The 23,456-nt window shown below is 68.5% G+C and carries 21 protein-coding genes; 20 read left to right on the top strand and 1 reads right to left on the bottom strand.

Annotated features, from left to right (window positions below; translation table 11 throughout):
• The 13 genes from DR843_RS07325 to DR843_RS07265 all read left to right on the top strand — a co-directional run bounded on the left by DR843_RS07325 (nucleotide 1) and on the right by DR843_RS07265 (nucleotide 14,466).
• The gene (locus tag DR843_RS07325) at nucleotides 1–1,203 is read left to right on the top strand and encodes an ABC transporter ATP-binding protein (RefSeq protein WP_109684773.1); all 1,203 of its coding nucleotides are present in this window, start codon (nucleotides 1–3) and stop codon (nucleotides 1,201–1,203) included.
• Between the two features lie 108 nt (nucleotides 1,204–1,311).
• Nucleotides 1,312–4,020, top strand: coding sequence for an alanine--tRNA ligase (gene alaS, locus DR843_RS07320; protein ID WP_109684772.1), 2,709 nt, complete (start codon nucleotides 1,312–1,314; stop codon nucleotides 4,018–4,020).
• A 9-nt stretch (nucleotides 4,021–4,029) separates the two neighbouring features.
• On the top strand, nucleotides 4,030–4,533 hold the full coding sequence (gene ruvX / locus DR843_RS07315) for a Holliday junction resolvase RuvX (protein WP_245934047.1): 504 nt from the start codon (nucleotides 4,030–4,032) through the stop codon (nucleotides 4,531–4,533).
• 2 nt (nucleotides 4,534–4,535) lie between these two features.
• Nucleotides 4,536–5,879 (top strand): endolytic transglycosylase MltG, encoded by a 1,344-nt coding sequence (mltG, locus tag DR843_RS07310; RefSeq protein WP_109684771.1) that lies wholly within the window; start codon nucleotides 4,536–4,538, stop codon nucleotides 5,877–5,879.
• 6 nt (nucleotides 5,880–5,885) lie between these two features.
• Entirely contained in the window at nucleotides 5,886–6,701 is an 816-nt protein-coding gene (locus DR843_RS07305) for a shikimate dehydrogenase (protein WP_109684770.1), read from the top strand.
• 43 nt (nucleotides 6,702–6,744) lie between these two features.
• Nucleotides 6,745–7,965 carry a chorismate synthase gene (aroC, locus tag DR843_RS07300; RefSeq protein ID WP_109684769.1) on the top strand — a complete coding sequence of 407 codons (1,221 nt, stop codon included), beginning with the start codon at nucleotides 6,745–6,747 and terminating at the stop codon, nucleotides 7,963–7,965.
• Complete coding sequence (locus DR843_RS07295) at nucleotides 7,962–8,480, top strand: shikimate kinase (RefSeq protein WP_109684768.1); 519 nt, start codon at nucleotides 7,962–7,964, stop codon at nucleotides 8,478–8,480. Before aroC ends, DR843_RS07295 begins: the two co-directional genes overlap by 4 nt.
• The gene (gene aroB, locus DR843_RS07290) at nucleotides 8,477–9,544 is read left to right on the top strand and encodes a 3-dehydroquinate synthase (protein WP_109684767.1); all 1,068 of its coding nucleotides are present in this window, start codon (nucleotides 8,477–8,479) and stop codon (nucleotides 9,542–9,544) included. Before DR843_RS07295 ends, aroB begins: the two co-directional genes overlap by 4 nt.
• A 28-nt stretch (nucleotides 9,545–9,572) precedes the next feature.
• The gene (efp, locus tag DR843_RS07285) at nucleotides 9,573–10,133 is read left to right on the top strand and encodes an elongation factor P (RefSeq protein ID WP_109684766.1); all 561 of its coding nucleotides are present in this window, start codon (nucleotides 9,573–9,575) and stop codon (nucleotides 10,131–10,133) included.
• A 3-nt stretch (nucleotides 10,134–10,136) separates the two neighbouring features.
• Nucleotides 10,137–10,553, top strand: a complete 417-nt coding sequence (gene nusB, locus DR843_RS07280; protein ID WP_109684765.1) for a transcription antitermination factor NusB — start codon at nucleotides 10,137–10,139, stop codon at nucleotides 10,551–10,553.
• Between the two features lie 25 nt (nucleotides 10,554–10,578).
• Nucleotides 10,579–13,293 (top strand): alpha/beta fold hydrolase, encoded by a 2,715-nt coding sequence (locus DR843_RS07275; RefSeq protein ID WP_109684764.1) that lies wholly within the window; start codon nucleotides 10,579–10,581, stop codon nucleotides 13,291–13,293.
• Complete coding sequence (locus tag DR843_RS07270) at nucleotides 13,293–14,102, top strand: ABC transporter permease (RefSeq protein WP_109684763.1); 810 nt, start codon at nucleotides 13,293–13,295, stop codon at nucleotides 14,100–14,102. The genes DR843_RS07275 and DR843_RS07270 overlap by 1 nt, the downstream gene beginning before the upstream one ends.
• Before the next feature lie 10 nt (nucleotides 14,103–14,112).
• Nucleotides 14,113–14,466 carry an iron chaperone gene (locus DR843_RS07265; protein ID WP_109684762.1) on the top strand — a complete coding sequence of 118 codons (354 nt, stop codon included), beginning with the start codon at nucleotides 14,113–14,115 and terminating at the stop codon, nucleotides 14,464–14,466.
• 90 nt (nucleotides 14,467–14,556) lie between these two features.
• On the opposite strand, the gene DR843_RS07260 is transcribed toward DR843_RS07265, so the two are convergent.
• Nucleotides 14,557–15,009 (bottom strand): GNAT family N-acetyltransferase, encoded by a 453-nt coding sequence (locus tag DR843_RS07260; protein WP_109684761.1) that lies wholly within the window; start codon nucleotides 15,007–15,009, stop codon nucleotides 14,557–14,559.
• A 153-nt stretch (nucleotides 15,010–15,162) separates the two neighbouring features.
• Here DR843_RS07260 and DR843_RS20005 point away from each other — a divergent pair, with 153 nt between their 5' ends.
• The 7 genes from DR843_RS20005 (at nucleotide 15,163) to pyrF (ending at nucleotide 23,421) form a co-directional block, all read left to right on the top strand.
• Nucleotides 15,163–15,333, top strand: coding sequence for a hypothetical protein (locus DR843_RS20005; RefSeq protein WP_170119773.1), 171 nt, complete (start codon nucleotides 15,163–15,165; stop codon nucleotides 15,331–15,333).
• A gap of 132 nt (nucleotides 15,334–15,465) precedes the next feature.
• Nucleotides 15,466–15,975, top strand: a complete 510-nt coding sequence (pyrR, locus tag DR843_RS07255) for a bifunctional pyr operon transcriptional regulator/uracil phosphoribosyltransferase PyrR (protein ID WP_170119772.1) — start codon at nucleotides 15,466–15,468, stop codon at nucleotides 15,973–15,975.
• Nucleotides 15,972–16,895 carry an aspartate carbamoyltransferase catalytic subunit gene (locus tag DR843_RS07250; RefSeq protein WP_109684760.1) on the top strand — a complete coding sequence of 308 codons (924 nt, stop codon included), beginning with the start codon at nucleotides 15,972–15,974 and terminating at the stop codon, nucleotides 16,893–16,895. The genes pyrR and DR843_RS07250 overlap by 4 nt, the downstream gene beginning before the upstream one ends.
• A complete protein-coding gene (locus DR843_RS07245) occupies nucleotides 16,892–18,184 on the top strand; it encodes a dihydroorotase (protein ID WP_109684759.1) in 1,293 nt (430 codons plus the stop codon). The genes DR843_RS07250 and DR843_RS07245 overlap by 4 nt, the downstream gene beginning before the upstream one ends.
• The gene (gene carA / locus DR843_RS07240) at nucleotides 18,181–19,314 is read left to right on the top strand and encodes a glutamine-hydrolyzing carbamoyl-phosphate synthase small subunit (RefSeq protein ID WP_109684758.1); all 1,134 of its coding nucleotides are present in this window, start codon (nucleotides 18,181–18,183) and stop codon (nucleotides 19,312–19,314) included. Before DR843_RS07245 ends, carA begins: the two co-directional genes overlap by 4 nt.
• On the top strand, nucleotides 19,314–22,604 hold the full coding sequence (gene carB / locus DR843_RS07235; RefSeq protein WP_109684757.1) for a carbamoyl-phosphate synthase large subunit: 3,291 nt from the start codon (nucleotides 19,314–19,316) through the stop codon (nucleotides 22,602–22,604). The genes carA and carB overlap by 1 nt, the downstream gene beginning before the upstream one ends.
• Nucleotides 22,591–23,421: an orotidine-5'-phosphate decarboxylase gene (gene pyrF / locus DR843_RS07230; RefSeq protein ID WP_109684756.1), complete on the top strand. Its 831-nt coding sequence runs from the start codon at nucleotides 22,591–22,593 to the stop codon at nucleotides 23,419–23,421. The genes carB and pyrF overlap by 14 nt, the downstream gene beginning before the upstream one ends.
• Nucleotides 23,422–23,456 lie beyond the last annotated feature (35 nt).

The following is a 23,456-nucleotide window of genomic DNA, read 5'->3' as shown; positions in this document are numbered from 1 at the left end:
ATGACTGAACCGCTGCCCGACAAGTACATCAGCGAGGACCTGCGTCAGCGGGTCGAGCAGACCAACGAAGGCACCACGGAGGGCCTGTCCACGGACGCGGTCGCTGCCAACGAGGCGACCGGGAGCCCGGTCGACCTGAGTCAGACGATCGTCCACCCGAGCTCCGACCCCGATCGCAAGACGATCCTGTCGTTGGAGAACGTGCAGAAGCTGTTCCCGGTCAAGGAGTACAGCGGCCTGTTCCCGACGACCCTGCAGACCCGGGCGGTCGACGGCGTCACCTTCGACCTCGCCGCCGGCGAGACCCTGGGTGTGGTGGGGGAGTCCGGCTGCGGTAAGTCGACCGTCGGCCGGTTGATCACCCGCCTGTTGGAACCCACCGACGGCAAGATCACCTTCGAGGGGCAGGACATCACGCACGCCAAGGAGCGCGAACTGCGCCCCATGCGGCGCAACCTGCAGCTGATCTTCCAGGACCCCTACGGATCGCTGAACCCGCGATTCACCGTCCAGACGATCATCGGCACGCCGCTGGAGATCCACAAGATCGTGCCGAAGAACAAGATCAAGGAGCGGGTCCAGGAGTTGCTCGAGGTCGTCGGTCTGAACCCCGAGCACATCAACCGGTACCCCAACGAGTTCTCCGGTGGCCAGCGCCAGCGCATCGGGATCGCCCGCGCGCTGGCGGTCGAACCCAAGGTGATCGTCGCTGACGAGCCGGTGTCCGCGCTGGATGTGTCGATCCAGGCGCAGGTGATGAACCTGATGAGCAAGCTGCGCAAGGAGATGGGCATCGCGTTCGTCTTCATCGCGCACGACCTGGGCGTCGTACGCCACTTCTCCGACCGGATCGCCGTGATGTACCTCGGCAAGGTGATGGAGCTCGGCAGCCGGGACGACATCTACGGCGCGCCGCAGCACCCCTACACCCAGGCGTTGCTGTCGGCCGCTCCTGACCTGAACGTGGTCCGCGGCGCGGTCCCGGCCGAGCGGATCCGGCTGGTCGGCGACGTGCCGAGCCCGATCGACCCGCCGAGCGGATGCCGCTTCCGGACCCGCTGCTGGAAGGCGCAGGACATCTGTGCCCAGACCGAGCCGCCGCTGGAGAACAAGAAGGGCGCCGGCTCCGGTCACACGATCGCCTGCCACTTCCCGGAAATCAACACCGAGATGATCGCCGACGCGGAGGCCACCTCGGCCTGACTACACTGGGCCGGGTGATCGACCGGTTGGTGCAGGAGCGAGCTATCTAGGGCTGTAGAGCCCTGCCTCGCTGCTGCCTGCCCAACCACCACAAAGGACTGAATTCACATGGAAACCGCCGAGATCCGGCGCCGCTGGCTGACCTATTTCGAGAATCGCGATCACACGGTGGTGCCCAGCGCCCCGTTGATCTACGACGACCCGAACCTGCTCTTCGTCAACGCCGGCATGGTGCCGTTCAAGCCCTACCTCCTGGGTCAGCAGACCCCGCCATGGCCGCGAGCGACCAGTGTGCAGAAGTGTGTGCGCACCGGCGACATCGAGGAGGTCGGTAAGACCTCCCGGCACGGCACGTTCTTCCAGATGAACGGCAACTTCAGCTTCGGGGACTACTTCAAGCAGGGCGCCATCGAGCTGGCCTGGGGGCTGATCACCGCGCCCCAGCCCGAAGGCGGTTACGGGCTGGACCCGGAGCGGATCTGGCCGACCGTCTTCCGCGACGACGACGAGGCGTTCGCGCTGTGGCGTGACGTGATCGGGGTGCCCGCCGAGCGCATCACCCGGCGCGACGAAGCCGACAACTACTGGAACATGGGCGTCCCCGGCCCGGGCGGTCCGTGCTCGGAGCTGTTCTACGACCGAGGGCCCGAGTACGGCGCCGAGGGCGGACCTGCGGTCGACGAGGACCGCTACATGGAGTTCTGGAATCTGGTCTTCATGCAGGACGACCTGTCCGCGGTTCGCTCCAAGGCCGATTTCGATGTCGCCGGTCCGTTGCCGGCCAAGAACATCGACACCGGCATGGGCCTGGAGCGGATGGCGAGCCTGCTCCAGGGGGTCGACAACCTCTACGAGATCGACGAGGTCTTCCCGGTCCTGGACAAGGCCGCGGAGATGACCGGCAAGAAGTACGGCGCGCACTCCGGACACGCCGCCAGCTCCAGTCATCCCGACGACGTGCACCTGCGCGTCGTGGCCGACCACGTGCGCTCGTCGCTGATGTTGATCGGTGACGGGGTCACACCCGGGAACGAGGGCCGCGGCTACGTGCTGCGCCGGATGCTGCGCCGCGCCGTACGCGCCATGCGGCTGCTCGGCTACGAGGACGTCGCCCTGCCGCATCTGCTGCCGGTCAGCATGGAGCGGATGAAGGCCTCTTATCCGGAGCTGGAGACCGACTTCGGGCGCATCAGCCAGATCGCGTACGGCGAGGAGGACGCCTTCCGTCGCACGCTCGCCCAGGGCATCACCATCCTGGACACCGCTGTGGCCGACGTGAAGAAGAAGGCCAACGGCGGCTCGGCCACCCTGGCCGGCGACCAGGCCTTCGCACTGCACGACACCTACGGCTTCCCGATCGACCTGACCCTGGAAATGGCCGCCGAGCAAGGGGTTGCGGTCGACCAAGAGGGCTTCCGGGCGTTGATGCAGGAGCAGCGGGCGCGGGCCAAGGCGGATGCGAAGGCCAAGAAGCACGGCCACGCCGACACGGAGGTCTGGAAGGAACTGCGCGAGCTCGGGGCGACCGATTGGGTTGCCTACCAGTCGCTTTCGGCGGAGGGCACAGTCCGCGGACTGGTCGTCGACGGGGAGCAGGTCAGCGAGTTGCAGCCTGGTCAGACCGGTCAGGTCGTGCTGGACCGCACCAGCTTCTACGCCGAGTCCGGTGGTCAGATCGCGGACTCCGGCGTCATCAAGGTCGATGGTGCGACGCTGAAGGTCATCGACGTCCAGCGCCCGGTCAAGGGTCTGGTCGTGCACACCGTGACCGTCGATGGCGGTCCCGTGACGGTCGGCAACGCGGCGTACGCACAGGTGGACCCGGACTGGCGGCTGTCCGCCTGCCAGGCGCACTCCGGCACCCACGTGGTGCACGCGGCGCTGCGCCAGGTGCTCGGCCCCTCGGCGTTGCAGTCCGGTTCGTACAACAAGCCGGGTTACTTGCGGTTGGACTTCGCGTGGAACTCTGCGCTGTCCGAGGCCACGCGCTCGGAGATCGAAGAAGTGTCGAATCTCGCTGTGCGGCAGGACCTTCCGGTCAGCGCGCAGTACATGACCTTGCCGGAGGCCAAGGAGTGGGGCGCGCTGGCGCTGTTCGGTGAGACCTACGACGAGCAGGTCCGGGTCGTCGAGATCGGCGGGCCCTGGTCGCGTGAGCTGTGTGGTGGCACGCACGTGGCGCACTCCAGCCAAGTGGGCGCGATCAGCCTGACCGGTGAGTCCAGCGTCGGGTCCGGCGTACGCCGAGTGGAGGCCATGGTCGGTATCGACGCCCTGCGCTACCTGGGCAAGGAACGCACGCTGCTGTCGCAGATCACGGGCTTGCTCAAGGCGCAGTCGTCGGAGGAACTGCCGGAGCGGATCAACGAATTGCTGATCCGCGTCAAGGAGTCCGAGCGCGAGATCGCCCGATTGCACCAGCAGCAGCTGCTGGCCGACGCGGGTCGGTTGGTCAGCGAGGCCAGCGACGTCTACGGCGTGCAGTTCGCCAGCGTCGACCTCGGTGACGGTGCGGCCGACGATGCCCGCACGCTGGCCACGGATCTGCGGCAGCGGTTCGGCAACGACCGTCCCGCAGTGGTCGCCGTCACGGTGACCGCCAAGGGTCGGCCCTCGATCGTCGTCGCGACCAACGACGCTGCCCGGCAGTGGGGTGTGCAGGCCGGCGCCCTGGTCAAGGTCGCGGCCGGTGTCCTGGGCGGCGGTGGCGGCGGTAAGCCGGATCTCGCGCAAGGCGGCGGCACCGACCCAGCCAAGACGGGTGCGGCGTTGGAGGCGGTCGAGCACGCCATCGGATCCACCGTCACGGCTCGCTGAGCAGCTGACGTGTCCGCAGCGCGCATCGGGATCGATGTCGGGGCGGCCCGGGTGGGCGTGGCCGTCACCGACCCCGGTGGTGTCGTGGTGCTGCCACTGACCACGCTGGAGCGTGATGCGACGGGTGATCGCGACATCACCGAAGTCGCCGAACTCGTGGCTGAGCGGCAGGTTGCGGGGGTGGTCGTGGGCCTACCCCTGAATCTGGACGGGTCCGACAGCGCCTCGACCGCGGCCGCCCGGGACTGGGCAGCGCGGCTGAGCAGCAGGATCGGCGCCACGCCGGTGCACCTGGTTGACGAGCGTCTCACCACGGTTTCGGCGTACCGTGACCTGCGAGACGGAGGAAAGAACGCCCGACAGGCTCGGGAGTTCATCGATCAACAGTCCGCTGCGCTTATCCTGCAGGTCGCATTGGACACAGAACGAGCTACCGGCCGCCCGGCCGGGGTGCGCGTCGGGGGGCGCAAACCTAGACATCGTCGCGCGCGCGGCGATGTCGCGAAAGGGTGAACATGGACGAGGCCAACTTGTCGGAGTCGATCTTCGGCTCGGGCGGTTCGCCTGCCCCACAGGGGCCTGCTGATCCGACACAAGCGCGCCGCCCGGAGGAGGTATCCGCCGACGCACCGGTCCGTGAACCGCTACCGGCCCCGGCCAGCCCGGTGACCAGGCGCGTGCTGCGCGAGCGGGAAGCGGCCCTCGCCCAGCAGGACGACCTAGGCCCCGACGACGCGCACCTGCAGCACCCGGCCTACGCAGAGCACGACCCGCATCTCGAGCGCTCCAAGGTGCGGGCCCGCCGGGGTTGTCTGGCGATCCTGTTGAGTGTGGTCCTGTTGCTGGTCGGTGCCTTCTTCGTGGTGAAGAACCTCGGCGGCTCGTGGTTCAGCGGTGACTCCTCCAGTCAGGCATCGACGGATTACACCGGCAACGGCACCGGATCGGTGCAGGTCGTGGTCCGCAAGGGCGACACCGGCGCAGCGATCGGGCAGACCCTGGAGAAAGCGGGCGTGGTCAAGTCGGCCAGCACCTTCGCCACCGTCGCCGGTGCCACTCCAGGGTTCACCTCGATCCAGCCGGGCACCTACACGATGCGCAAGCAGATGAGCGCCGCCGCGGCCGCAAGTCTGATGCTCGAACCGGGCACCCGTGCCGCGGGTGCGATCGTGCGGGAGGGCCTGTGGAACAGCGAGATCTTCGCCCTGCTGTCCAAGGAGACCGGGGTCCCGGTCGCTGACTATCAGAAGGTCACGGCCGCGCAGGTCGGCCTACCCGCGGCCGCCAAGGGCAACCTGACCGGCTGGCTGTTCCCCTCGACGTACACCTTCGAACCGGACACGACAGCGGTCCAGCAGCTCAAGACCATGGTGGACCTGACCAAGACCAACCTGAAGTCGGTCGGGATCGACCCGGAGAACGCCGAACGCACGTTGATCGTGGCCTCCCTGGTTCAGGCGGAGGCGGACCCTGCCAAGTACGGCCCGAAGGTGGCCCGCGTGATCGACAACCGCCTCGACCCCGCGGTCGACAAGGGTCAGACCCACGGGGTCCTCGGCCTGGACAGCGCGGTCAGCTTCGGCGTACAGCACCGCGCCGCGTTCCCGACCCAAGCGGAACTGAACAACGACAACCCCTACAACCTGCGCCTGCACGCCGGTTTGCCGCCCGGTCCGATCGGTAACCCGGGTCTGGCCGCCATCAAGGCGGCGCAGGACCCGGCGCCGGGCAGCTGGCTGTACTTCATCACCGTCAACCTGGACACCGGCGAGACGCTCTTCTCCGACACCTACGCGCAGTTCCAGCAGGACAACGCCAAGCTGACCGCGTGGTGCTCGGCCAACAAGGGCCGGTGCTGAGCGACCGTGGTGAACCGGGCTGCGGTCCTGGGCAAACCCGTCGCTCATTCGTTGTCCCCGGTGCTGCACCAGGCGGCGTACGCCGAACTCGGGCTGACCGACTGGACCTACGAGCGGTTCGAGGTGGGGCAGGGGGAGTTGGCGAGCTTCGTCGGCGAGCGGGACGAGACGTGGCGGGGTTTCTCGGTGACCATGCCGGCGAAGGAAGACGCGTACGCACTGGCCACTACCCGCGCCCCGGTCGCGGAGCGGACCGGTGCGGTCAACACCCTGGTGCGTACGCCGGGTGGCTGGGCCGGTGACAACACCGACGTGTACGGCGTGCAGCAAGCCCTCCTGGACGCCGGCTTCGACCCGGCCACGCTGCAGGACGGCGTACCCGTCATCCTCGGCAGCGGCGCCACGGCCCGCTCCGCGCTGGCCGCGCTGACCGACCTGGGGGCAACCAGGGCGGCGTTCGTCGTACGGGATCAGGTGCGACCGGCCACGCAGGCCCAGGCCGCCGCCGACGGGGTCACCCTCTGCGGCGTCGACGTCGCCGCCGCACCGGTCGTGATCAACACGGTGCCTGGCGACGCGGCCGACAGCTACGCGACGTCCTGGGACAGTCCGGTCCGGTCCGGCCAGGTCGTCCTCGACGTTCGCTACGCGGCCGACCGCACCCCCTTGGGCAGCGCCGTCACCGCGGCCGGTGCGCACCTGGTCGGGGGGATCGAGATGTTGGTCCACCAGGCGGCTGCCCAGGTGGTGTTGATGACCGGCCACGACGCACCCGTGGCCGTGATGCAGGCGGCCGGCCGGGCCGCGATGGCCGCACGCTGACACACGACGGCAGTCGCCGTGCCGTGCGTGGGAAGATTCAGACATGCTGCGTTGGTTGACCGCGGGGGAGTCACACGGCCCCGCTCTGACGGCTGTGATCGAAGGGATCCCCGCCGACGTCCAGGTGACCGTTCCCATGCTGCAGGACGCGCTCGCGCGCCGTCGCCTGGGCTACGGGCGCGGTGCGCGAATGAGCTTTGAGAAGGACCAGGTCACCCTGACCGGCGGCATCCGCCACGGACTGAGCATGGGATCACCGATCGCCATCACGATCGCCAACACGGAGTGGCACAAGTGGGAGACGGTGATGAGCCCGGCGCCGGTGGCGACCGAGGAGCTTGCGCGCGCCAACGATGTCGGAGCCCCGCAGGAGTTGGCCCGCAACAAACCCCTGACCCGGCCGCGGCCCGGTCACGCCGACATGGCCGGAATGCAGAAGTACGGTTTCGATGACGCTCGTCCCGTCCTGGAGCGCGCCTCGGCCAGGGAGACCGCGGCCCGGGTCGCCTTGGGAACGGTGGCCGCGGCGTTCCTGCGTCAGGCCTACGGGATCGAACTCGTCGCCCACACCGTTGCGATCGGGGCCGCGTCAGTGGCCTCCGACAGTCCGTTGCCGACGCCGGATGACGTTGCGGCGCTGGATGATTCGCCAGTGCGAAGCCTCGACGCGACGGGGAGCGCGGCGATGGTGGCCGCCATCGACGAAGCGAAGAAGAACGGCGACACCCTCGGCGGTGTCGTCGAAGTCCTGGCCTACGGGGTTCCGCCGGGCCTGGGGTCTTACGTGCAGTCCGACCGACGTCTTGACGCCCGGCTGGCCGGGGCGCTGATGGGCATCCAGGCGATCAAGGGTGTCGAGGTCGGCGACGGCTTCGACGTGGCCCGGCAGCCGGGCTCAGAAGCACACGACGAGATGGTGCCCGAGGAGGAGCACGTCACTCGGCTGAGCAACCGCGCCGGCGGTATCGAGGGCGGGATGAGCAACGGCAGCATCGTGCGGGTCCGCGCGGCGATGAAGCCCATCTCCACGGTGCCGCGGGCTTTGCGCACCGTGGATGTGGCGACCGGTGAAGCGGCCACGGCGATCCACCAGCGCTCCGACGTGTGCGCCGTGCCCGCGGCGGGGGTCGTCGCCGAGGCCATGGTCGCGCTGGTCCTGGCGCAGGCCGCGCTGGAGAAATTCGGTGGCGACAGCGTGGCGGAGACGGCTCGCAATCACCAGTCCTACCTGGCTGCGATCCCGGCCAATATGCGCACGTGGTGAGCGCGCCGCACCCGGCCGCTGTCCTGATCGGACCACCCGGCGCCGGGAAGAGCACCGTTGCTGCCGCTATCGCCGAGCAGACCGGCTGGACGCACATCGACACCGACACGTTGATCGTCGCGCAGGAAGGGCTGCCGATCTCGGACATCTTCGTGGAGCAGGGCGAAGCGGCGTTCCGCCGCATCGAAGCCGGTGTCGTCCGGGACGCCCTCACCGCCCACGACGGCGTGCTGTCCCTCGGCGGGGGTGCCCCGATGCACCCGGACACCGCCGCTTTGCTGGACGGCCATGTGGTCATCTTCCTCGACGTCGACGTGTCCGAGGCAGCCCGGCGGGTCGGTCTGAACACGGCCCGACCGCTGCTGGCGATCAACCCGCGCGCCCAACTCAACGCGCTGCTCAAACAGCGTCGCCCGCGCTACGAGGAGTTGGCGACCTTCACCATCGACACCAGCGGACGCGAGCCGCAGGAGATCGCGGCCGAGATCCTGACCCGGTTGGAGGATCGCTCATGACGTCCATCATCTCCGTCGGCGGCGACTACGACGTCACCATCGGGGCGGGCGTGCTGGACCAGGTGCCCGAGTCACTGCCGGACGGTGTGCTGCGGGTCCTGATCGTGCACGCACCCGTGATGGCGGCCGCCGCCTGGGCCCTGGAGGACGACCTGGCCCAGCGGGGCATCGGCGCGATCCTGGCACCGCTGCCCGACGCCGAAGCCGCGAAAACGGCCGAGGTGACGGCCTGGCTGTGGGGATTGCTGGGCGAGGCCGGGTTCACCCGATCGGACGCCGTCGTGGCGATCGGGGGCGGCGCGACCACTGATCTCGGCGGTTTCGTGGCGGCGACGTGGCTGCGCGGGGTTCCCGTCGTGCAGGTACCGACGACGCTGCTGGGCATGGTCGATGCCGCGGTCGGTGGCAAGACCGGCATCAACACCGCAGAGGGCAAGAACCTCGTCGGCGCCTTCCACCCGCCGGCGGCGGTGATCGCGGACCTGTCACTGCTGCGCACCCTGCCGCGAGAGGACCTGGTCGCCGGGCTGGCCGAGGTCATCAAGTGTGGCTTCATCGCCGACCCGGCCATCCTGGATCTGGTCGAGGCCGATCCGCAGGCGGCGCTGGACGTCGACGGCGAGGTGCTGCCAGAACTCGTGCGTCGTGCCGTCCAGGTCAAGGCCGACGTGGTCGCCGCCGACCTGAAGGAGTCCTCGCTGCGCGAGATCCTGAACTACGGTCATACCTTTGCCCACGCCATCGAGCAGGTCGAGCACTACACGTGGCGGCACGGTGACGCGGTCGCCGTGGGCATGGTCTACATCGCGGAACTGTCCCGGTTGGCCGGGCTGATCGACGACGACCTGGTCCAGCGCCACCGGGCGGTGCTGTCCAGCGTCGGTCTGCCCACGGCGTACGCCGATGGTGATTGGGAAGCCCTGCTGACCGCGATGCGGCGGGACAAGAAGACCCGCGGGGATCTGCTGCGGTTCGTGGCCCTGACCGGGATCGCCCAGCCGACCCGGCTGGAAGGTCCGTCGGCTGAGGACCTGAGGGCGGCGTACGACGCGGTTTCGGTGTGAGCGCCGCTGGTCGGTAGGATGGTCGGTCGTGGCTACGACGAATGATTTGAAGAACGGCATTGTGCTCAACATCGACGGTCAGCTGTGGACCGTGGTGGAGTTCCAGCACGTCAAGCCCGGCAAGGGGCCGGCCTTTGTGCGCACGAAGCTGAAGAACGTGCTGTCCGGCAAGGTCGTCGACAAGACCTTCAACGCCGGCGTCAAGGTCGAGACGGCGAACGTCGACCGGTCGGACATGCAGTTCCTATACAAGGACGGCAACGACTTCGTCTTCATGGACACCAAGGACTACGACCAGATCTCGATCCCCGCCGAGACCGTCGGCGACGCCGCGAACTACATGCTGGAGAACCAGGAAGCGATCGTCGCGCGGCACGACGGCACTGTGCTGTACGTCGAGCTGCCCGTCTCCGTCGTTCTGGAGATCACGCACACCGAGCCGGGCCTGCAGGGCGACCGCTCCACCGGTGGCACCAAGCCGGCGACGCTGGAGACCGGCGCCGAGATCCAGGTCCCGCTCTTCCTGGAGACCGGCACCCGGGTCAAGGTCGACACTCGCGACGGTTCCTACCTCGGCCGGGTCAGCTGACCCGTGGGCGCTCGCACCAAGTCCCGCAAGCGGGCGCTCGACATCCTCTTCGAGTCCGAGCAACGCGGTATGAACGCCGTGACGCTGCTCGAGGAGCGGGTCGCCGTACCCGTCACCCAAGCCCCCGTGAACGACTACACCCAGACGCTGGTGCGCGGGGTGGTCGAGCACTGGACCGTCATCAACGAGGCCATCGAAACCTACAGCCGCGACTGGCCGATGGAGCGGATGCCTGCGGTGGACCGCGCTCTGCTGCGAGTTGCCGTGTGGGAGTTGGTCTTCGGGCCCGATGACGTGCCGGAGTCGGCAGCGATCGCTGAGGCGGTCGGGCTGGCCCGGGAACTGTCCACCGATGAGTCGCCGCGTTTCGTCAACGGACTGCTCGGGCGAATCGCAGAGGTGAAGACCACCCTGGTCTGAGCCGGCCCGCGGGTTACCGTGGCGCATGCGCATCCGGTCGGCACTGCTCGTGCTGCTAGCGGCTGTCGCGTTCCTGGCGCCCGTCCCGATCGCCCGGGCGGCCACGTCGATCGACCTGTCCGTACCCGTGCGCGCCGAGCCGTCGGGTGCGGCGGTGTCCCTGGACACGACCGTTGTGATGCCAGCCGGTTCGGGCCGGCACCCCGTGGTGTTGTTGGCGCACGGGTTCGGTGGGTCCAAGGACTCGGTCCGACCGCAGGCGTCGTCGCTGGTCGACGGCGGCTTCGTGGTGATCACCTACAGCGCCAGAGGTTTCGGCAAGTCCGGCGGCAATATCCACCTGGACGACCCGGACTATGAGGTGGCCGACGCCCGGGCGGTGATCAGCGCCGTGCTGGCCTCCTCCGCCGCGTCCCGCATCACGCTGGACAAGCCCGGTGATCCGAGGCTGGGAGTGGTGGGCGGGTCCTACGGCGGGGCACTGGCATTGATGCTGGCAGCGACCGATCCGCGGGTGGACACCGTGGTCGCCTCGATCACCTGGAACGACCTGGCGCAGGCGTTCTTCCCCGACCATGCGGGTACGTCGATCGCGGCCTCCCCGGGAGCCGCACCGTCCGGTGGGGTGACCGGTCCGCTGAAGCAGCAGTGGGCGTCGCTGTTCTTCCTCGGGCAGGTGGGCGGAACAACGGATTCGACCACCGGCACAACGGATCCGTGCGGCCGGTTCGATCCGACGATCTGCGCAGGCTTCCTGTCGGCATCCAGTTCGGGGCAACCCAGTGCGCAACTGCTGGCGATGTTGCGCGCGCACAGCCCGGCTGCCTTCTTGTCCCGGCTGAAGGTGCCGACCTTCCTGGTGCAAGGCATGAACGACACCCTGTTCGGCGTCGACCAGGCGGACGCCACCGCCCGCACGTTGGCTGCGCAGGGCACGCCGGTGGCGATGCGCTGGATGGACGGTGGCCACGACGGGACCTCCTCGACGCAGGCCGGCGATGAGCAGGCGCAGGTCACCTGGTTGCAGCACTACCTGCTCGGCGATGCGGCGACCGTGCCGGCGTTCGTGTTCGCCGATCCGCTCGGCCGCCGCCAGAGCACGGCGACGTTGCAGCGGGCGTCCGGGGCGTCGTACGTCGATGCGGCGACGTGGCGGGACCAGCCGATCGACGGGGCGACGAAGACGATCATCAGCCCACCGGGTGGCCTACCGGTGTCGAACACGCTTCTGCCGCAGGCAGCCTCGCTGGGCACCAGTCTCCCGACGTATTCGCTCGCGGCGCTGCCCGGTCTCAGCGCGGCGTACGACACCCCGGCCTTTGCCGCGCAGACCAAGATCGTGGGCGCGCCACGGTTGAAACTGACGGTCCGCTCGACCGGGCCGGTCAGCACACTCTTCCTGAGCGTGTGGACGGTCAACGGCGACACCGCGACGCTGGCCCGGTCGCTGGTCGCGCCGATCCGGGTCTCGGGCGCCACGGGGCAGCCGCACACGGTCGACGTGTCGCTGCCAGCCGCCACCTGGACCTTCCCGGCGGGGACCTCGTTGCGCGTCCTGGTCACGCCAACCGACAGCACCTTCGCCAACAGCACTGTGGCGCGAGCAGATTCGGTGTCGATCAGTCAGCTGCAGCTCCCGCAGGTCGCCTCGACCGCGCTGCCCGTGGCCGGCGCAGGAGGGGTGGATCGGGAGAGCCTCGGGGTCGGTCTGGCGATTGCCGCACTGCTGGTGGTGTTCGGGTTGTGGGCGTGGCGGGACCGGCGGGCGGTGCTCCCCGCTGACGCCTCGGTGGCGGACGTGCCGCTGGTCGTGTCCGGGCTGACGCAGACGTTCAAGGACGGTCACCGGGCGGTGGACGACGTGTCCTGGCGGGCGGAGCGCGGGCAGATCCTCGGACTGCTCGGGCCCAACGGTGCCGGAAAGACCACGACGTTGCGGATGGTGCTCGGGCTGATCCGTCCGGACGCGGGGCAGACGCGGATCCTGGGCGACCAGGTCGTGCCCGGAGCCGCCGTGCTGGGCCGCGTGGGGGCGCTGGTGGAGGGCCCGGGCTTCCTGCCCCATCTGACCGGTCGGGCCAACCTGCAGGCCTACTGGGCGGCGACCGGTCGGTCGGCGACGGAGGCGCATTACGACGAAGCCTTGGCGGTGGCGGCGCTGGCTGATGCCATCGACCGGCCGGTGCGCTCCTACAGCCAGGGCATGCGGCAGCGCCTCGGGATCGCGCAGGCGATGCTCGGCCTGCCCGAGGTCCTGATCCTGGATGAGCCGACCAACGGGCTGGATCCGCCGCAGATCGCGGCGATGCGTCCGATCCTGCAGGAGTACGCCGCGGGCGGGCGCACCGTGATCGTCTCCAGTCACCTGCTGGCCGAGGTGGAGCAGACCTGCACCCACATCGTCGTGATGAACGCCGGTCGGGTGGTGACGACGGGGCCGGTCGCGGAGTTGATCGCGAATAGCGACACGACGGTCTTGGAGGTCGCCTCGCTGGACGGCCTTGATGCGCTCCGGGCCGTGCCGGACGTCGAGGTGTCCGTCGTGTCGGACACGGAAGTGGTGGTGACGTCGTCGTTGCCGCGCGCCTCGGTCGTCGCCGCTGCCGTGGGGGCCGGGATGGCCGTGACCGGTGTCAGCAGCCGCAAGCATCTGGAGGATGTGTTCCTGGGAATGATCGCGGCCTCCAGTTCAGCATCCGACATGTCGCCGGATGCCCTTCGACGGATCCGGGCCCGCTGATGGCACGCCCGTTGTCGATCAGAGCCGAGGCGCGGCGCCAACTGGGGCGTCGGCGTACGTTGTGGTCGTTCGTGCTGGTCCTGGCCCTGCCACTGATCCTGATCGGGGCGTTCGCGTTCGGCTCGCGCGGCGGATCGGGCACGTCGCTGGTGTCGCTCGCGACCAGTGGATCGGCGAATTTCGCTCTCTTCACAACGTCTTCGGCGGCGCAGTTCCTGCTGATCGTGCTGACCGCGCTCTTCGTCGGGGACGCGGTGCCGTCGGAGGCGTCGTGGTCGTCGTTGCGGTATCTGTTGGTCGCCCCGGTGCCCCGGGCGCGGTTGCTCACCTCGAAGCTGATCGTCGGGCTGTTGACGGTTGCGCTGGCGGTGGTGGTCCTGGTGGCGTGGTCGGTGTTGGTGGGCGGGCTGGCCTACGGGTGGTCGTCGTTCTCGGTGCCGGGCGGCGGGACGCTGGACTGGTCGGTCTTCGGCTGGCGGCTGCTGGGGGTCGCGCTCTATGTGATCGTGCTGATGCTGACCGTCGCAGGGATCGCGTTCTTCTTCGGGGTGCGCACGGACGCTCCGCTGGCGGCAGTGGGCGGCGCGGTGCTGGTGACGATCATCAGCACGATCCTCGGGCAGATCGAGAACCTCGGCTCGCTGCGCAACGGGCTGCCGCTGTACTACGACCGGGCGTGGTTCGACCTGCTGTCGCCCACGGTGGATTGGACTGCGATGCGGCATGGCGCGTTGTGGTCGGTGCTGTGGTTCACCGCGTTCGTGGGACTGGCGTACGCGGTGTTCCGCCGCAAGGATGTCCTGAGCTGAGGGGGCCGTGATGAGCGACGTCGATGACTACCTGGCGGGCTTCACCGGAGAGGTGCGCGCCCGGTTGGACCGGATGCGCGTGCTGGTCGGCGAGGCCGCCCCCGAGGCCGTCGAGGGCCTGTCCTACGGGTTGGTGGGCTACAAACTGCGCTGCAGACCGCTGGCCTACTTCGGCGGATTCGCCAAGCACATCGGCTTCTACGCCACGCCGAACGGGCACGAGGCGTTCGCCGACGACTTCGCCGGCTACAAGCAGGGCAAAGGCTCGGTGCAGTTCCCGCTGGCCCAGCCGCTGCCGGAGGATCTGGTACGCCGAGTGGTTGCCTACCGCGTCGAGCAGATCGAGCGTGCGGCTCCGGCGTAGCAGCACCGTTCTGCAGGAGATCGACGGTTCGGGAGGCGGATGCCGTCGGAAAACACCGGCAGAACCTCGATCGCTCCCGAATTGGCGCGCCTACAACTCCAGCTTGAAACCCAGGTGGGTCGGTGTGAAACCGAGTTGTTCGTAGAACCTGTGCGCTTCGACGCGTCCGGCATCGGAGGTGAGTTGCACCAGATCAGCACCCAACCGGCGCGCCTCCTCGATGGCCCATTCCAACAACGCGGTGCCCAGTCCAGACCCGCGTTCCCCTCCCGCCACGCGCACGCTCTCGATCTGCGCGCGGGTTGCACCTCTGCGGGAAAGCCCGGGGATGAGCGTGAGTTGCAGTGTCCCGACGATCGTTTCATCCCGCACCGCCACCATGAGGTGCTGGTGAGGATCGGCGGCGACCGCTGCGAACGCGTCAAAGTAGGCGGACAAGTCGTCAGGTGACTCACGCGTGGCGCCCAGTGGATCGTCGGCCAGGAGATGAACTATGGCCGGAATGTCGTCGCGATGAGCTCGTCGGTAGCTGATGGCGCACATCGGCCACACCGTACTGCGCGCGGCGACCGGGCATCGACGAGACCGGCGCCAGTAGTTGAGTCCTTGCGCGCTGCCACCTTCACCAGTGACGAAACTGCCAGGTTTTTCTGAGCGAGCTCACAGCTGGGCGCTTGAACTGGCCATGATGTGCTCATGGCGGATCTACTGGCGGGGCTGGCCAATTGGTGGCTGCAGGTGCTCATGGTTGTGGTCCTGGCGCTCGGGGTGCTGGCGATGGTCGCCGTCGTGGTCGTGCCCCTCGTCTTCCGGCGCACAAAGCCCAAGACCGGCGGCGGTTCGTCGCAGGGCAGTCCGCTCCGGTAGCATCGAGCGAAACCATCCTTTAACGATTCCGTCCTGTGAGGCGGCGAAGGAGGTCGACGACGCGTGTGCCCCAACACTGAGCGTTCAGACTCTGCCCTGCCCGATGACGATTCTGGCGTTGGCAGAGTCGTTTTGTCTTCGGCGGACATCACCCGCGCGATCCGCCGCATCGCCCACGAGATCCTCGAGCGCAACAAGGGCGCCGACGACCTGATCGTGCTGGGCATCCCCACCCGCGGCGCCGAACTCGCGCACCGCCTGGTCAAGGAACTGGCCGCGGTCGAAAGCGTCGACGTGCCGGTGGGCACCCTGGACATCACGATGTACCGCGACGATCTGCGCCGTCAGCCCACCCGGCCGGCGCAACGCACCGAGATCCCCGCCGCCGGCATCGACGACAAGATCGTGGTGCTGGTCGACGACGTGCTCTACAGCGGGCGCACGGTCCGCGCCGCGCTCGACGCACTGGGCGATCTGGGCCGGCCACGCGCCGTACGTCTGGCGGTCCTGGTGGACCGCGGCCACCGTGAGCTGCCGATCCGCGCCGACCACGTCGGCAAGAACCTGCCGACCTCCAGCAGCGAACGGGTCCAGGTCCGGCTGGGCGGCATCGACGACACCGAGGAGGTCCGCATCTCATGAAGCACCTGTTGTCCGCGGCTGACCTGAGCCGCGACGAGATCGGCCAGATCCTGGACACGGCCGCCGAGATGCACGACGTCCAGCGCCGCGAGGTCAAGAAGCTGCCCGCGCTGCGCGGTCGCACCGTCGTCAACCTCTTCTTCGAGGACTCCACGCGCACCCGGTCCTCGTTCGAGATCGCCGGCAAGTGGCTGTCGGCCGACGTGATCAACGTATCCGCCAAGGGCTCGTCGGTGAGCAAGGGGGAGTCGCTGCGCGATACCGCCCTGACCATCGCCGCGATGGGCGTGGACGGGATGGTGATCCGCCACCACGCCAGCGGCGCTCCACACCAGGTCGCGCAATGGGTCGACGCCGCGATCGTCAACGCCGGCGACGGCACTCACGAGCACCCGACGCAGGCGCTACTGGATGCGTACACGATGCAGCAACGGCTCGGGGACCTCGCGGGCAAACACGTCGCGATCGTCGGTGACCTGACCCACTCGCGGGTCGTGCGATCCAACCTGTTGCTGCTGAAAACCCTTGGCGCGCAGGTGACTCTGGTCGCGCCCCCGACCCTCATGCCCAGCGGGATCGTGGATTGGGCCAAGGCGGACGGCTTCACCCTGAGCGAGGACTTCGATGCGGTCCTGCCGACCGTGGACGCCGTGATGATGCTGCGGGTGCAGAAGGAGCGGATGACCGGCGGCTACTTCCCGACGCCGCGCGAATACACCGTGCACTACGGACTGACCCGCGACCGGCTGAAGCTGCTGCCCGAGCACGCGGTGATCTGCCACCCCGGCCCGATGAACCGCGGCCTGGAAATCGCTGCGGACGCCGCCGACGAGGCGCGGTCCTCGATCCTGGATCAGGTCTCGGCCGGGGTCGCGGTCCGGATGAGCGTTCTCTACTACCTGCTGGGAGGAGCGGCATGAGCATCCTGATCAAGGGCGCGAAGATCCTGGGGGAGCAGCCCGCCGACGTTCTCATCGAGGACGGTGTGATCACCTCCCTCGACGGTGGCACGGCCGACCGCACGATCGACGCCGATGGCCTGGTCCTGCTGCCCGGGCTGGTCGATTTGCACACCCACCTGCGGGAGCCGGGCCGGGAGGATGCCGAAACCGTCGAGACCGGGTCGCGGGCCGCCGCCGCGGGCGGGTTCACTGCGGTCCTGGCGATGGCCAACACCAACCCGGTCACCGACACCGCCGAAGCTGCAGAGTACGTCTACGACCTGGGCCGGCGGGCCGGGCTGGTGGACGTCCAACCGGTCGGTGCGGTCACCAAAAACCTTGCGGGAGAAGGGCTTGCCGAGCTTGGCCTGATGGCGCGGTCGCGCGCGCAGGTCCGGGTCTTCTCCGACGACGGCCGCTGCGTGCACGACGCCCGGCTGATGCGCCGAGCGCTGGAATACATCCGCAGCTTCGGTGGCGTGATCTCCCAGCACAGCCAGGACCCGCGACTGGCCGATGGTCAGGCGTGCTGCCACGAGGGCGAGGTCTCCGGCCGCCTCGGGCTACCCGGCTGGCCGGTGGTCGCTGAAGAGGTCATCGTGGCCCGCGACGTCATGCTTGCCCGGCACACCGGCAGCCGCGTGCACGTCGCGCACGTGTCGACCGCCGGGTCGCTGGACGTGATCCGGTGGGCCAAGAAGCAGGGCATCGAGGTGACCGCTGAGGTGACCCCGCACCACCTGATGCTCACCACGGATCTGCTGGCCGGGTACGACCCGGTCTTCAAGGTCAACCCGCCGCTGCGGCCCGACGAGCACGTGGCCGCGCTGCGCGAAGCTCTGGCCGACGGCACCATCGATGCCGTCGCGACCGACCACGCCCCGCACGCCCGGCACGACAAGGAACACGCCTTCGCCGAAGCCGCTTTCGGGATGCTGGGTCTGGAGCAGGCGCTGCAGGTGGTCAACACCACCATGGTCGCGACCGGCGCCATGACCTGGGCGCAGGTCGCTGATGTGATGTCGGTGAATCCCGCGCGGATCGCCGGGCTGAGCGATCACGGTCGACCGATCGCGGTGGGGGAGCCGGCGAACCTGACCCTGATCGATCCAGCCGCAACGGTCACCGTCGACGCTGACGCGTCCTACTCCCTGTCCCGCAACAACCCCTGGGGCGGAAGGGAACTCACCGGCCAGGTGCACACCACGCTGCTACGCGGCGTACCCACGTTTGAGTTCGAGAACCAGCCGCAGGAGGCCACCGCATGACCGACATCCTCACCGGCCGCCCGCCGGCCGTGCTGATCCTGGAGGACGGTACGACGTTCACCGGGCAGGCCTACGGAGCGATCGGATCGACGTACGGCGAGGCGGTCTTCTCCACGGGCATGACCGGCTACCAGGAGACGCTGACCGACCCCAGCTACCACCGTCAGGTGGTCGTGATGACTGCGCCGCACGTCGGCAACACCGGCGTCAACGACGAGGATTCGGAGTCGCGCAAGATCTGGGTCAGCGGGTACGTCGTGCGTGACCCTGCGATCCGCCCCTCCAACTGGCGCTCGACCAAGACCCTGGAGGACGACCTGCGGGACCAGGGCGTCGTCGGCATCTGCGACATCGACACCCGGGCGCTGACCCGGCACCTGCGCGAGCGGGGCGCGATGCGCGTGGGCATCTTCTCCGGTCCCGATGCGGCCGGAGCGAGCGTGCAACACGTCAGCGAGCAGCCGCTGATGGCCGGTTCCGAACTGGCTTCCGAGGTCGCCACCAAGGAGGCGTACGTCGTTCCAGCCGTAGGGGATAAGCGCTTCACCGTGGCTGCCGTCGACCTTGGCATCAAGGCGATGACCCCGGCGCTGATGGCGCAGCGGGGTATCGAGGTGCACGTGCTGCCGGCGACGACCACGATCGAGGAGATCGAGGCGATCAAGCCCGACGGTGTCTTCTTCTCCAACGGCCCCGGGGACCCGTCGACCGCACCGCAGGTGGCCCTGCTGCAAGAGGTTCTCACGGCGAAGATCCCGTTCTTCGGCATCTGCTTCGGCAACCAGTTGCTGGGCCGGGCGCTCGGCTTCGGCACCTACAAACTGAAGTACGGCCACCGCGGGATCAACCAGCCGGTGATGGACCGCTCGACGGGCAAAGTCGAGGTCACCGCGCACAACCACGGTTTCGCCGTCGACGCGCCGCTGGACATGGACAGTGACACGGCGTTCGGCCGGGTCCGGGTGTCGCACGTCAACCTCAACGACGACGTGGTGGAGGGGCTGGAATGCCTTGACACACCGGCGTTCTCGGTGCAGTACCACCCGGAGGCGGCAGCTGGTCCACACGATGCGGCCTACCTCTTCGATCGTTTTGTCGAGCTGATGAACCAGCAGAAGGAGAACAACTGATGCCCCGCCGCGAGGACATCAAGTCCGTCCTGGTCATCGGCTCCGGTCCGATCGTCATCGGCCAGGCCTGCGAATTCGACTACTCCGGCACCCAGGCCTGCCGGGTGCTGCGTGAGGAGGGCCTGCGGGTCATCCTGGTCAACTCCAACCCGGCCACGATCATGACCGACCCCGAGTTCGCCGACGCGACCTACATCGAGCCGATCAACCCCGACGTGGTCGAGTCGATCATCGCCAAGGAGCGGCCCGACGCCGTGCTGGCCACCCTTGGTGGTCAGACCGCGCTGAACACCGCGATCGCCCTGCACGAGAACGGCGTCCTGGAGAAGTACAACTGCCCGTTGATCGGCGCGAGTGTCGAAGCGATCGAACTGGGCGAGGACCGGGAGCGCTTCAAGGGCGTGGTCGAGCGCTGCGGCGCCGAGTCGGCTCAGTCCTTCATCTGTCACACCATGGACGAATGCATCACCGCCGCAAGCGAACTCGGCTACCCCCTGGTCGTCCGTCCGTCGTTCACCATGGGCGGCCTCGGTTCCGGCTTCGCGTACGACGAGACGGACCTGCGCCGTATCGCCGGCTCCGGCCTGCAGGCCAGCCCGACCACCGAGGTGCTCCTGGAGGAGTCGATCCTGGGCTGGAAGGAGTACGAACTCGAGGTCATGCGCGACCGCGCGGACAACGTCGTCGTGGTCTGCTCGATCGAGAACGTCGATCCGGTCGGCGTACACACCGGTGACTCGATCACCGTGGCCCCCGCGCTGACGCTGACCGATCGCGAGTACCAGCGGATGCGCGACATCGGGATCGCCGTCATCCGCGAGGTCGGTGTCGAGACCGGTGGTTGCAACATCCAGTTCGCGATCGACCCGGAGACCGGCAGGATCATCGTCATCGAGATGAACCCGCGCGTGTCGCGGTCCTCGGCGTTGGCCTCCAAGGCGACCGGCTTCCCGATCGCCAAGATCGCCGCCAAGATGGCCATCGGGTACACCTTGGACGAGGTCCCCAACGACATCACCAAGGAGACTCCGGCCAGCTTCGAGCCGACCCTGGATTACGTCGTCGTGAAGGTGCCGAGGTTCGCTTTCGAGAAGTTCCCCGCCGCCGATCCGACGCTGACCACCACTATGAAGTCGGTGGGCGAGGCGATGTCGATCGGGCGCAACTTCACCGAGGCTCTCCAGAAGGCGCTGCGGTCGATGGAGCGCAAGGGTGCGGCCTTCCACTGGGACCCCGACAACGAGCCGAGCAAGGAGATGGGCAGGGCGCTCCTGGAGCAGGCGAAAACCCCCACCGACGGGCGAATCGTCCTGGTGCAGCAGGCGCTTCGGGCGGGGCTGGGCGTCGAGGAGGTCTTCGATGCCACCAAGATCGACCCCTGGTTCCTCGACCAGATCGCGTTGATCAACCAGGTCGCCGCCATCGTGAAGGATGCCGCCGAACTCACGCCAGAACTACTTCGGATGGCCAAGAAGCACGGCTTCTCCGATGCCCAGTTGGCTCAGTTGCGCGCAATGCCCGAGGCGGTCGTCCGCGGTGTCCGGCACGCGCTCGGAGTACGACCCGTCTACAAGACCGTCGACACCTGTGCCGCCGAGTTTGCTGCTAGCACGCCGTACTACTACTCCTCCTACGACCAGGAGACCGAGGTGCTGCCGCGCGAGAAGCCGGCGGTGCTGATCCTCGGCTCTGGTCCGAACCGGATCGGTCAGGGCGTCGAGTTCGACTACTCCTGCGTGCACGCCTCGTTCGCATTGCGCGACAAGGGATTCGACACGGTGATGGTCAACTGCAACCCCGAGACGGTGTCCACCGACTACGACACTTCCAGCCGGCTCTACTTCGAGCCGTTGACCTTGGAGGACGTGCTGGAGGTCTACCACGCGGAGCGCACCGCGGGCCCGATCGCCGGCGTCATCGTGCAGTTCGGTGGCCAGACCCCGCTCGGCCTGGCCGAAGCCCTTGAGGCAGAGGGTGTCCCGATCGTCGGCACCTCGCCGGAGGCGATCGACCTGGCTGAGGACCGGGGTGCGTTCGGCCGGGTGCTGGCCGAAGCACAGCTGCCGGCGCCCAAGCACGGCACGGCGTACAGCGCGGCTGAGGCCGTCGAGGTGGCGCGCGGCATCGGCTACCCGGTCCTGGTGCGCCCCTCGTACGTCCTGGGCGGCCGGGGCATGGAGATCGTGTACGACGACCAGACCCTGACCGAGTACGTCACCCGCGCGACGACCGCCTCGCCGGAGCATCCGGTGCTGGTGGACCGCTTCCTCGACGACGCGATCGAGATCGACGTCGACGCGCTCTACGACGGAACGGACATCTACCTCGGCGGGATCATGGAGCACATCGAGGAGGCCGGCATCCACTCCGGCGACTCGGCGTGCGCACTGCCACCGGTCACTCTGGGCGCCGAGGAGATCGCCCGGGTGCGCGAGTCCACGCTCAAGCTCGCCGAGGGCATCGGGGTGCGCGGTCTGATGAACGTGCAGTTCGCGCTGGCCCAGGACATTCTCTACGTCCTGGAGGCCAACCCGCGGGCCAGCCGCACGGTGCCCTTCGTGGCCAAGGCGACGGGTGTGCCGTTGGCCAAGGCTGCGGCCCGCGTCATGCTCGGCGCCTCGATCAAGGACCTGCGCGCCGAGGGTTTGCTGCCCGCCGAGGGCGACGGCACGACGCTACCGCCGGACACCGCGATCTCGGTCAAGGAAGCCGTGCTGCCGTTCAAGCGGTTCCGCACCAAGGACGGTGAGGTGGTCGACAGCCTGCTCGGTCCGGAGATGCGGTCGACCGGTGAGGTCATGGGCATCGACCGTGACTTTGGCTCGGCCTTCGCCAAGAGCCAACTCGGCAGCGTCACGGGGCTGCCCCGGGCCGGCAAGATCTTCGTGTCGGTCGCCAACCGCGACAAACGCGCGATGATCTTCCCGGCGAAGCGACTGGCGGACCTCGGGTTCACCCTGCTGGCGACCTCTGGCACGGCAGATGTGCTGCGCCGCAATGGAGTTCACGCGCAAGTCGTGCGCAAGCACAGCGACGGGCGTGGCCCCGAGGGCGAGCCGACCATCGTTGACATCATCCTGTCTGGTGAGGTCGGGATGGTCGTGAACACCCCGTCCGGGCAAGGGGCCCGCGCCGACGGTTACGCCATCCGGGCGGCCACCACGAGCGTGGACCGGCCGATCATCACCACCGTGCAGCAGTTGGCGGCTGCGGTCCAGGGGATCGAAGCGCAATTGGCCGGCCCGATGCGGGTGAAGTCGTTGCAGGAGCACGCCCGTGAGCTTCGGTAAGCGACTAGGGGAGCTGGTCGACCGGTTCGGCCCGTTCTGCCCCGGCATCGACCCGCACGCCGCCCTGCTGAAGTCCTGGGGGCTGGCCGACGACGTCGCGGGACTACGCGTCTTCGCGCAGATCTGTGTCGAGGCCTTCGGCGGTCAGGTCGCCATCGTCAAACCCCAGTCGGCGTTCTTCGAACGCTTCGGCTCCGCCGGGATCGCGGTGCTCGAGGACGTCCTGGCGGGGCTGCGCGAGGCCGGCACGCTCAGCCTGCTGGACGTCAAGCGCGGCGACATCGGGTCCACGATGGGCGGCTACGCGGACGCCTACTTGAGCGACGCCTCACCCCTTCGTGCCGACGCGATCACGGTCTCGCCGTACCTCGGCTTCGGCTCTGTGCAGCCCGCGCTGGACCTGGCCGCCGACACCGGCCGCGGCGTTTTCGTGTTGGCGCTCACGAGCAACCCGGAGGCGGCGCATGTCCAGCAGGCGACGTACGACGGACGTGCGGTGGCCGCCGACGTGATCGACCGGGTCGGGCGATTGAATGCCTCCGCCGACCGGTTCGGGGACGTCGGCATGGTCGTGGGCGCGACGACGGGTAAGCAGTTGGCTGACCTGGGCCTGACCGGCGCGCTGGCCGACGCCAAGGCGCCGTTGCTGGCCCCCGGTGTTGGCGCTCAGGGAGCGACCTTCGACGATGTACGGCGCGGGTTCGGTCCCGCCGCTAGTCTCGTCTTACCTGCGAGTTCCCGGGAGGTCCTCGCCGCAGGCCCCGACGTTGCGGACCTACGCAAGGCCGCCCGAGCCGGCAACGAAGCCGCGCGGTAGGTTCGGCGGTCGGCGGCCGCCCTACCGTCCGTTGT

This window comes from Branchiibius hedensis, from assembly GCF_900108585.1.
Classification (GTDB): domain Bacteria; phylum Actinomycetota; class Actinomycetes; order Actinomycetales; family Dermatophilaceae; genus Branchiibius; species Branchiibius hedensis.
This window is presented reverse-complemented; position numbering and strand designations above follow the sequence as displayed.

Bases quoted from the DNA above. Each gene is read 5' to 3' on its own strand.
- DR843_RS07325 (WP_109684773.1), top strand. From the start codon at position 1: ATGACTGAACCGCTGCCCGACAAGTACATCAGCGAGGACCTGCGTCAG.
- alaS (WP_109684772.1), top strand. From the start codon at position 1,312: ATGGAAACCGCCGAGATCCGGCGCCGCTGGCTGACCTATTTCGAGAAT.
- mltG (WP_109684771.1), top strand. From the start codon at position 4,536: ATGGACGAGGCCAACTTGTCGGAGTCGATCTTCGGCTCGGGCGGTTCG.
- aroC (WP_109684769.1), top strand. From the start codon at position 6,745: ATGCTGCGTTGGTTGACCGCGGGGGAGTCACACGGCCCCGCTCTGACG.
- aroB (WP_109684767.1), top strand. From the start codon at position 8,477: ATGACGTCCATCATCTCCGTCGGCGGCGACTACGACGTCACCATCGGG.
- DR843_RS07275 (WP_109684764.1), top strand. From the start codon at position 10,579: ATGCGCATCCGGTCGGCACTGCTCGTGCTGCTAGCGGCTGTCGCGTTC.
- DR843_RS07270 (WP_109684763.1), top strand. From the start codon at position 13,293: ATGGCACGCCCGTTGTCGATCAGAGCCGAGGCGCGGCGCCAACTGGGG.
- DR843_RS07265 (WP_109684762.1), top strand. From the start codon at position 14,113: ATGAGCGACGTCGATGACTACCTGGCGGGCTTCACCGGAGAGGTGCGC.
- DR843_RS07260 (WP_109684761.1), bottom strand. From the start codon at position 15,009: ATGTGCGCCATCAGCTACCGACGAGCTCATCGCGACGACATTCCGGCC.
- DR843_RS20005 (WP_170119773.1), top strand. From the start codon at position 15,163: ATGGCGGATCTACTGGCGGGGCTGGCCAATTGGTGGCTGCAGGTGCTC.
- DR843_RS07250 (WP_109684760.1), top strand. From the start codon at position 15,972: ATGAAGCACCTGTTGTCCGCGGCTGACCTGAGCCGCGACGAGATCGGC.
- DR843_RS07245 (WP_109684759.1), top strand. From the start codon at position 16,892: ATGAGCATCCTGATCAAGGGCGCGAAGATCCTGGGGGAGCAGCCCGCC.
- carA (WP_109684758.1), top strand. From the start codon at position 18,181: ATGACCGACATCCTCACCGGCCGCCCGCCGGCCGTGCTGATCCTGGAG.
- carB (WP_109684757.1), top strand. From the start codon at position 19,314: ATGCCCCGCCGCGAGGACATCAAGTCCGTCCTGGTCATCGGCTCCGGT.